13 protein-coding genes are annotated in these 7,927 nt (G+C 30.5%); all 13 read left to right on the top strand.

The genetic code is table 11. The features are described 5' to 3' along the window. A partial coding sequence (locus KPL44_RS24610) for a hypothetical protein (protein WP_216255971.1) occupies positions 1 to 247 on the top strand: 247 nt, incomplete at its 5' end. Positions 248 to 262: 15 nt separating this feature from the next. Continuing rightward, complete coding sequence (locus KPL44_RS24605) at positions 263 to 469, top strand: hypothetical protein (protein WP_216255969.1); 207 nt, start codon at positions 263 to 265, stop codon at positions 467 to 469. 12 nt (positions 470 to 481) lie between these two features. Continuing rightward, on the top strand, positions 482 to 2,071 hold the full coding sequence (locus KPL44_RS24600) for a hypothetical protein (RefSeq protein WP_216255967.1): 1,590 nt from the start codon (positions 482 to 484) through the stop codon (positions 2,069 to 2,071). Positions 2,072 to 2,124: 53 nt separating this feature from the next. Next, positions 2,125 to 2,394 (top strand): hypothetical protein, encoded by a 270-nt coding sequence (locus tag KPL44_RS24595; RefSeq protein WP_216255965.1) that lies wholly within the window; start codon positions 2,125 to 2,127, stop codon positions 2,392 to 2,394. 526 nt (positions 2,395 to 2,920) lie between these two features. Beyond that, entirely contained in the window at positions 2,921 to 3,283 is a 363-nt protein-coding gene (locus KPL44_RS24590; RefSeq protein WP_216255963.1) for a hypothetical protein, read from the top strand. Positions 3,284 to 3,384: 101 nt separating this feature from the next. Further along, a complete protein-coding gene (locus tag KPL44_RS25655) occupies positions 3,385 to 3,648 on the top strand; it encodes a hypothetical protein (RefSeq protein ID WP_253201938.1) in 264 nt (87 codons plus the stop codon). Positions 3,649 to 3,650: 2 nt separating this feature from the next. Beyond that, positions 3,651 to 3,857, top strand: a complete 207-nt coding sequence (locus KPL44_RS25650) for a DUF4176 domain-containing protein (RefSeq protein ID WP_253201937.1) — start codon at positions 3,651 to 3,653, stop codon at positions 3,855 to 3,857. Next, positions 3,858 to 4,151 (top strand): hypothetical protein, encoded by a 294-nt coding sequence (locus KPL44_RS24580; protein ID WP_216255962.1) that lies wholly within the window; start codon positions 3,858 to 3,860, stop codon positions 4,149 to 4,151. Positions 4,152 to 4,221: 70 nt separating this feature from the next. After that, complete coding sequence (locus tag KPL44_RS24575) at positions 4,222 to 4,569, top strand: hypothetical protein (RefSeq protein WP_216255960.1); 348 nt, start codon at positions 4,222 to 4,224, stop codon at positions 4,567 to 4,569. Further along, positions 4,526 to 5,686 carry a hypothetical protein gene (locus KPL44_RS24570; protein WP_216255959.1) on the top strand — a complete coding sequence of 387 codons (1,161 nt, stop codon included), beginning with the start codon at positions 4,526 to 4,528 and terminating at the stop codon, positions 5,684 to 5,686. Before KPL44_RS24575 ends, KPL44_RS24570 begins: the two co-directional genes overlap by 44 nt. A gap of 178 nt (positions 5,687 to 5,864) precedes the next feature. After that, positions 5,865 to 6,134: a hypothetical protein gene (locus KPL44_RS24565; RefSeq protein ID WP_216255957.1), complete on the top strand. Its 270-nt coding sequence runs from the start codon at positions 5,865 to 5,867 to the stop codon at positions 6,132 to 6,134. 1,128 nt (positions 6,135 to 7,262) lie between these two features. Further along, on the top strand, positions 7,263 to 7,388 hold the full coding sequence (locus tag KPL44_RS25965) for a hypothetical protein (RefSeq protein ID WP_301182998.1): 126 nt from the start codon (positions 7,263 to 7,265) through the stop codon (positions 7,386 to 7,388). Beyond that, positions 7,385 to 7,531, top strand: a complete 147-nt coding sequence (locus KPL44_RS24560; RefSeq protein WP_253201936.1) for a nucleotidyltransferase substrate binding protein — start codon at positions 7,385 to 7,387, stop codon at positions 7,529 to 7,531. Before KPL44_RS25965 ends, KPL44_RS24560 begins: the two co-directional genes overlap by 4 nt. Positions 7,532 to 7,927 lie beyond the last annotated feature (396 nt).

Raw genomic sequence — 7,927 nt, 5'->3', positions numbered from 1 at the left:
TCAAGCAGCAATAAAAGATTTGGAACCTTATTCTAAAGATTTCATAGAAAATACTATAAATAGTTTTGAGGGGTGTAATTCAGATTTTATTGATGAAATAAAGAAAGCATTGACAAATATGGCAGACACTAAGGCACCGAAACTGTTAAAAAAAGTACAGCAATTTCATGATGGAGCTTTAGGTGTTGTAGTAGCATTTGAGAAAAAGGATGAAAAGCTAGGAGAGAAGATAAATCCTAATAAATAGGAGGGGAAAGGTCAAGTGGATTATTCAAAGGCACATTCAAAGGGATTAGTTAATAATTATATAGAAGAGATTGAAATACAAAAGAAAAGTATGGCTAAGAATTTTGAGCAAATGGATTTTCAAAATGCAGTTGAAAAAGACAGATGTGGTGAAATAGTAGATGACATGATAAATAATTGCAGTATATTAATAAATAAACTAAAGGGTTACAGCTTTAGTTAGGGGGAAGGGAGATTGAAGAGAGATATAAGAATAAACTATTCAGTCTTAGAGCGGATAAGTCTTAATATTAAAAAATATAAGACTGCAATAGAAACAATAAAGGAAGTACTAAGGTTTGTTAATACCAAATTGCAAAATGAAAACAAAGGTGAAGCCATAGAAGCATTAAAGGAAAATTATTCTGAGCTGAAGGGGGATATTGAAGGATGCCAGGAAGAACTTAATGATTTATATACAATATTTGATGGGTACATAAATGAAATGCAAGATATCATAAGACCAGTTAATTCATCTAGTATGATGCAGGTAGATAGAAATGATATATGGTTGAATATGGAATCTATATTTAGGGCTTGTGATGAAGTTGGAATGCTTAAAATAAATGTTGGAACGGGTATGAGTTTGCCAAACTTATTTCAAAGCGATGAAGAGAAGGCAAATGCACAAAAGAACAGTAATATGATGGAAGACATAGGCGATGACATAAAATATTGTTATAATAGATTGAACGACAAGAAAGATGAGTTAAAAAATATATATGACAAAAAAATAGTTCCCTATGAGAATATGGATGATGAATACAGTAATAAAGCAGGTAGGCTTTATTTTAAATACACAAATACTTGGGAGAGTACTGTTGAATCGGTTAAGGATTTTGGAATAACCGGAATAAATTTTGGGAAAGGATTATTTAATTTAGGAGCGGATGTATTAAAGGGTGGATATGGTATAGCAAAAGGTGCTGTAGTAATTGCAGGCGCAGGCGTTGCAATGAAATCAATGATGGAAACAGGAGATGCACCTGATTGTTTAAAGACATGTATTACTGAAACCAAAGGTTACGGTAAAACAGTGTCATCAGTATTGAAAGATCCAGTTATACTAGCAGAAGGAATGGCACAAAGTGCATCAGATACTGTGGAGGAAAAAGGCATTGCATATTCTACTTCATATGTGTTTGGAGGAGTGCTTTTAACTAAAGGACTAGGTAAAGTTAGTTCGGTTTCCAAGGCTGGGGAAGCTGTGGATGTAGAGAAGAATGTCTTGAAGGTAGATAAGGGTGTAGACACTGCTAAATTTATATATAAGAATAATCCTATGGATAATCCTAAGGCGGCAAAAGATATAATAGAAAATCAAGAGGCTGTATATGGATTTTTACCAAATCCAGAGTCTAAGCGTATTGGAAAATTTGCAGACGAGGATGTGTATGATTGGACTAATTCGGATGAAGTAGCAAAATATGCAAAGGTTAGAGAAGAATATCACGTAGATAATGATAATATTCCTAATATGGTAAATAAGCTGAGACGTGAAGGAGCATCAGAAGAAGAGATGGCAGGGGCTGCTGTTAATTTGAGAAATCAAATTAGGCTTGATAGTTATTTAAGTAGAGGAGATATTAATGGGTATAACATAGTATTAAAAAGCAACTTGGATACGTATAAGGATTCATTAGGAATGACACCAAAAATGGCATTAGAAAAGTATGGCTCATGGGATGCTGTAATTGAAAAGACAACAAGTACTAATCCTGGTATGGATGCTTGTTGTGGTTTGTATGATAAATATTATCATCTATATGATATTAAAAAAAAATAAATATACTATCTTTTAAGAATAGTATATAAATACATTAATATGTGGAGGACAAAATGGAAAAGGTAAAATTGATAATTGATGAATTTGATGATGAAAATGTAATTGTATATGTCGAGAAAGCGGGGAAAAATCTATGGAAAGTATTGAGTTTGTATGATTTTGAAGAAGAAATGGATTATTGGGAAATTACAACTCAGTCAAGAAATATAAATGGTAAAAGAGGATTTATATTTAGTAAAAAAATAGATATGGAATTATTAAAATCAGAAATATATAGATTTGTTTATGACCATAAACTAGATCAAAAAGATTTTGATTTATAGACTTAGATTGCCACGACCTTAGGAATTATTGCTGGAATATGAATGAATCTAAGATTGTTTTTTAAGAATACAAACATAGAATAAGATAAAAGAGATTTTTATTTTAAACTGGCACCTGCAGACTGGACACTTAAAAAAAGTGTTTGAACTATAGGTGCCTTTTGTATGTTTGATATAATTATAAAGGGGTTAGGGAAGGAGTAATATTTTATTTGCTAAAGAGGGTATTAAAAGGTTAGAGTTTTTTGGAAGAATGGTATAAGTAAGAAACATAAAGAAGTCACTATATTACTGATTTAGATTTATTTTAACTAGCATGTTTAGTGAAAAGACAGAAAATAAGTTTGGTAGAAATGATCGGAAATTCACTCTAAATGTAGAGAAGGGTGAATGGAAAAGAAAGTCATTAGCCTATTAAAGTTTTCATCAAACAAGGTATAATGAAATATTGAAAGAAAGATGATGTAGTAGGGTCTAAAAACTAATGATAACCATATATGAAATATATTAATATAAGGTAGGTGAGATGAGACTGAATAAGTATGAAGAAAAATTTAAAGCAGGAACAAATGGAATGCACAATCTTGAGTATGAAGATATGAGTTGCTTAATTTCTTTACCAACTGCTGATGTACGTGATGAAGTATTATGGGTATCAATAGAAAAAGTACTAGATAAAAGACAGGATTTAGAGACTAAGTTGAGTAAGACACAACGGTATGAGGTTATAAAAAGGGTTTCTGCTGCAATGAGATTTGCGAAAGGAGTAGAAGGAAAAGTAACTATATACGCAAATTCTATAATAGAAAATAGTGTATTTAATAAGATATCGATTGTAACATTACTAGAGAATGATAAAGTAATATTGAATATAGTTGACAACAAATAGAAATTTTGAAATTATAACACAACTAAGAATAGGGTCAATGTTTCTAATAAAAGAAGCATTGGCTCTATTTTTATGTATAACAATTGAGAGAAGAAATAAATATGAATGAGATAAACATATTACTTATACAGTGGCTTGATAATCTGAGATATTTAAGTGATAATGATGTGGTTAATAGTGTTATTTACTCCAGGGAAAATGACAAACATATATTGATTTATGAGGATGGCAGAATGGAATTTACATATTTACAAATAAAAGAAATCATATCTGGAATGATCGATCTTCTAGAAAAAATACATCCATTAGGAATAGTGGTTCAATTAAAAAATATTTTCAATATGCAGGAGTTGTATATCCATTAGGCATGGTGGACGAAGGAAAAGCAATACAGTTTACATCAGAGCTTATAGAAAAAGTAGTACACGTTGGGTATTCTGATGAGCAAGAGGAGGCATATGTTTATCTCTTAAAGAAAGAATTAATCATAGATAAAAAGATGCATTCCTTTGGATTTTCGACAAAGGATGAACGTGAAAACTTTGAAATGAAAACTGAGGTGGAAAGTAAATAGATGATTAAAATTGAGGTAGATCAGTTAAAAGTGGAATTGAATAAGCTTCAAGCAGCAATAAAGGATTTGGAGCCTTATTCTAAAGAATTCATTGAAAATACTATAAACAGTTTTGAAGGATGTAATTCAGATTTTATTGATGAAATAAAGAAAGTATTAACGAATATGACAGATACTAAGGCGCCGAAGTTATTAGAAAAAGTACAGCAATTTCATGATGGAGCTTTAAGTGTTGTAGTAGCATTTGAAAAAAAAGATGAAAAGCTGGGAGACCAGATGAATCCTAATAAATAGGAGGGGAAAGGTCAAGCTGATTATTCAAAAACACATTCAGAGGGATTAGTTGGTAAGTATATAGAAGAGATTGAAGAGAGATATAAGAATAAACTATTCAGTCTTAGAACGTATAAGTCTTAATATTAAAAAATATAAGACGGCAATAAAAACAATAAAGGAAGTCCTAAGTTTTGTTAATAACAAATTGGAGGCTGAAAACCAAGGAGAAGCAATAGAGGCATTAAAGGAAAATTATTTTGAGCTGGAAGGTGACTTAGAAGGGTGCCAGGAAGAGCTTAATGATTTGTATACAATATTTGATGGGTACATAAGTGAAATGCAAGATATCATAAGACCAGTTAATTCATCTAGTATGATGCAGGTAGATAGAAATGATATATGGTGGAATATGGTGGAATATGGAGTCTATATTTAGGGCTTGTGATGAAGTTGGAATGCTTAAAATAAATATTGGAACGGGTATGAGTTTGCCAAACTTATTTCAAAGCGATGAAGAGAAGGCAAATGTACAAAAGAACAGTAATATGATGGAAGACATATGCGATGACATAAAATATTGTTATAATAGATTGAATGACAACAAAGATGATCTAAAAAATATATATGATAAAAAAGTAGTTCCTTATGAGAATAAGGATGATGAATATAGCAATAAAGCAGGTAAACTTTATTTTAAATATACGAATACCTGGGAGATTACTGTTGAATCAGTTAAGGATTTTGGAATAACTGGAATAGATTTAGGAAAAGGATTAGTTAATTTAGCAGGGGATGTATTAAAGGGCGGATATGGTCTAGTAAAAGGTGCTGTAGTAATTGCAGGCGCAGGTGTTGCAATGAAATCAATGATGGAAACAGGAGATGCACTTGATTGTTTAAAGACATGTATTACTGAAACCAAAGGTTACGGTAATACGGTGTCATCAGTATTGAAAGATCCAGTAATACTCGCAGAAGGAATGGCACAAAGTGCATCAGATACTGTGGAGGAAAAAGGCATTGCATATTCCACTTTATATGTGGTTGGAGGATTGCTTTTAACTAAAGGACTAGGTAAAGTTAGTTCGGTGTCTAAGGTTGGGGAAACTGTAGATGTGGAGAAGAATGTCTTGAAGGTAGATAAGGGTGTAGACACTGCTAAATTTATATATAAGAATAATCCTATGAATAATCCTAAGGCTGTAAAAGATATAATAAAGAATTCAGATGCTGTATATAGATATTCACCAAATCCAAAATCTGAGAGTATTGGGGGTTACGCTGATGCATGCGATTGGGCAGACCCTAAACAAGTGGCTCAGGTAATAAAAAGAAGAAAAAGCTATCATGATAAAAATGATAATATTGTAGAGTCAGTTAATAAAATGAGAAATGAAGGATATTCAACTGAAAATATTGCAAGAGAAGCAAATAAGCAAAGAAATATGAATCGATTAAATGATTATATAGATGATAAAGAAGGGTTAAAACGTGTCATGGGTAGAAATGTGACTAAATATGATAATCCCAATGGCCCATCTGCAGAATTTTAATATAACAAGTATGGTTCATGGGAAAAAGTTATCGAGAAGTCAATGAGCGCAAATCCAGGAATGGATGCTTGTTGTGGTTTATACGATAAATATTATCATTTATATGAAATTGGAAGCAAATAATAGTCAGAATAGGATAAAAATCGAGTAAGAACATTAAGTGGAAGAAGGTATAAAAATGAATGAGAGTAAAATAAATGTTATTTATGAGGATTTTGATAAAGACAATATCATTGTTTTTTTTGAGAAGAACGGAAAAAATATATATTTTACTTTTGGATTATATGAATTTGAGAGTGAAATGGAATATTGGGATATGCCAACTAAATTAAAAAAATATAACGACAAAACTGGATTTGTTTTTGATAAAAATTTTAATAAGGGTGATTTAGAAATGGAAATAAATCGTTTTATAAAACATAATGAGTTAGATAAGTTAGAGTTATAAGACGTTTTTAGAATGTAAATTTTTTAGAACTAACTAGGTGTATAAATGTTGTTAGAAGAACTTGAAAATAAACAATGAGAAGATTAAATAATGTAGTTATGCATGACTATACCAAAATGTCAACATATAATAATGAGTAGAACTGATATTTCTAATTGAGGAGGTATTGGTTCTGTTTTTATGTAGTACAGAGTTTTAATGATGTAGTTAGATAACAAAGATGATGAATACAGTAATAAAGCAGGTAGAATTTATTTTAAATACACCAGTACTTGGGAGAGCACCGTTAAATCAGTTAAGGATTTTGGTTTAACAGGAATAAATTTATGGAAAGGATTAGTTAATTTGGCAAGGTATATATTAAATCATCTCCTGCGGAGCCGCAATATTAACGACTTCAGAAGGAGAGTTATATTCTCACTAAAGTATTTTATTTGTTAGGCTTTGTAACTTACACTTATATAAGTGGGAGACTTTCCTTCTGAAATGTCGTTAAAGGGTGGATATGGCCTAGTAAAAGGTGCTGTAGTAATTGTTGGTGCAGGTGTTGCAATGAAGTAAATGATTTCAATTTCCAACTTGTCACATATAAATTTGACCATATGCTTAAATCTTTCTTCCACATTAGGTATTAAAAAAATATACTATACCAAATTTAAGGGTAAATACAAATGAAAGTGGATAGAAATTTACAATTTATTACTCAACTTGTAATCATCGCAATCCCTTAAGATATCTATGTTAGAACATATATAATAAAAAGGCATAAAATAGAACATTACCAAAATAATTTTAATATTAATTTCATAAAACCTCAAACTTTTCTCACATTTTCCTTGTATTATTATATTAAGCAATTAATAACAAATAAGGAGAGAAAATTATGGTAGGAAAATCTATAAAACATTTGTTAGCCATTTTATTAATAAATGTTTCTATTTTTCCTATGTTGGTGCAAGAATGGAAACCATTAGTCCCCGTAAGGCTGGCGACCTAAATCCTATTTCTTCTGGTTACAGCTATGTTCTTCATACCACTAGTAAATAAGTTGATTCAAACTTTGTTCTAATTGTATTATTATGCAATTATTGGGAATATACAATAATAAAAAATGAAGGAGTTAAATTAATGAAAATCTTAAAAAAAATTATGATGATGGGGTTTATGGCAGGGATAGTTATGCTGACAAAACCAGTTATGGCACTAGAGTTAAGTAGTTTTACTGACGTACCAAATTTCTCTGTGGTAAAATGAAGATAGATATTTTATTATCAAGAAATTCTACATCTCATATTTATGATGAGCAAGATTATGAAGAAATTAAAAATAAGATAATAAGTGATTATATAGGTGCCATAGAAGATCTATTAAGTAACCTTTCAAAAGTGGTAATGTGATATTGTTTTTCTAAATTCATTAAATTAGAATATAAAAAAACAAATTGATAGGGATGGGATTGAAATTTATTCTACTTATGCCCACTAGGGCAACTGTTATCTGGGATAAATAGTAAATTAATTAGTTTGAATTTAGAGTGAGCATCAGTGGCTGGAGTGGTAGCTTAGTGGTGTTTATTTAAACAAAGGTTGGCATAAAAAGGCTATGTTTATGAATAGTGTTGATAATATGATAATTTTTAATGGAAGCCCAAAACGACTTCCATTAATTCGCATTTCAAGAAAAGAACTAAACCGCTAAAAACGGTGGCAGACGAGTGCTAATCATATTAATTTAATTTTTACTTAAATAAAATAGAAAGAAGTATCTTATTTGACTAAGATACTTCTTTATTA

The sequence above is a fragment of the Clostridium sp. DSM 17811 genome, assembly GCF_018861905.1.
GTDB lineage: Bacteria > Bacillota > Clostridia > Clostridiales > Clostridiaceae > Clostridium_AD > Clostridium_AD frigoriphilum.
The sequence above is the reverse complement of the archived record's forward strand: the minus strand, read 5'-3'. Positions and strand labels throughout refer to the sequence as shown.

Excerpts from the sequence above, each read along its gene's own strand:
- KPL44_RS24595 (WP_216255965.1), top strand. The coding sequence starts at position 2,125 with ATGGAAAAGGTAAAATTGATAATTGATGAATTTGATGATGAAAATGTA.
- KPL44_RS24590 (WP_216255963.1), top strand. The coding sequence starts at position 2,921 with ATGAGACTGAATAAGTATGAAGAAAAATTTAAAGCAGGAACAAATGGA.
- KPL44_RS25655 (WP_253201938.1), top strand. The coding sequence starts at position 3,385 with ATGAATGAGATAAACATATTACTTATACAGTGGCTTGATAATCTGAGA.
- KPL44_RS25650 (WP_253201937.1), top strand. The coding sequence starts at position 3,651 with ATGGTGGACGAAGGAAAAGCAATACAGTTTACATCAGAGCTTATAGAA.
- KPL44_RS24580 (WP_216255962.1), top strand. The coding sequence starts at position 3,858 with ATGATTAAAATTGAGGTAGATCAGTTAAAAGTGGAATTGAATAAGCTT.
- KPL44_RS24570 (WP_216255959.1), top strand. The coding sequence starts at position 4,526 with ATGATATATGGTGGAATATGGTGGAATATGGAGTCTATATTTAGGGCT.
- KPL44_RS24565 (WP_216255957.1), top strand. The coding sequence starts at position 5,865 with ATGAATGAGAGTAAAATAAATGTTATTTATGAGGATTTTGATAAAGAC.
- KPL44_RS25965 (WP_301182998.1), top strand. The coding sequence starts at position 7,263 with ATGAAAATCTTAAAAAAAATTATGATGATGGGGTTTATGGCAGGGATA.
- KPL44_RS24560 (WP_253201936.1), top strand. The coding sequence starts at position 7,385 with ATGAAGATAGATATTTTATTATCAAGAAATTCTACATCTCATATTTAT.